General features: G+C 64.8%; 1 protein-coding gene. It reads right to left on the reverse strand.

Features of this window, described 5'->3' with window-relative positions; translation table 11 throughout:
* Positions 1-600, reverse strand: a 600-nt coding sequence (locus NKJ12_RS32195) for a condensation domain-containing protein (protein WP_352707755.1), incomplete at both ends; no start/stop codon positions are given.

The raw sequence follows: 600 nt of genomic DNA on the forward strand, positions 1-600 counted from the left end.
GCGCCAATACTGCGCCTGGCTCTGCAGCCGTTCCCCCGACAGCCACTGCCGTTGCCAGGCGGCATAATCCGGATATTGGATCGCAAGCGGCGGCAAAGGATCGTCCTGTCCAGCCTCGAACGCCCGGTAAAGCTGACTCAGTTCACGCATCAAGACGCCCATCGACCAGCCGTCGGAGACGATGTGATGCTGGGTCAGCTGGAAGACGTGCTCCTCATCCGCCAGCCGGATCAGACGAGCGCGGATCAGCGGCCCGCGCGACAGATCGAACGGCGTGCGCGCCTCTTCATGGCACAGATCCGAAAGCACAGCCTCAGCATCCGGCCTGTCCCGCAGATCGTGCTCGAGCACCGGCAGCCCCGCATCCGGCGGCAGGACCTCAACCCAGGGCTTGCCCTCCGGCGCGACAAAGACACTGCGCAGCGCCTCATGACGTGCAAACAGACGGTCAAGGCTGCGCTGCCAGGCGACGCGGTCGAGCACCCCCCGCAGCCGCAAGGCCAGCGGAATATGATAGTTGGTGCTGCCCTCGTCGAGCTGCGCCAAAAACCATAGCCGCTGCTGCGCAAACGACAGCACAAGCGGCTCATTGCGCGACAC

Origin of the sequence: Mesorhizobium sp. M0195 (assembly GCF_040322115.1) — a bacterium.
In the GTDB taxonomy this organism is placed as follows: Bacteria; Pseudomonadota; Alphaproteobacteria; order Rhizobiales; family Rhizobiaceae; genus Mesorhizobium.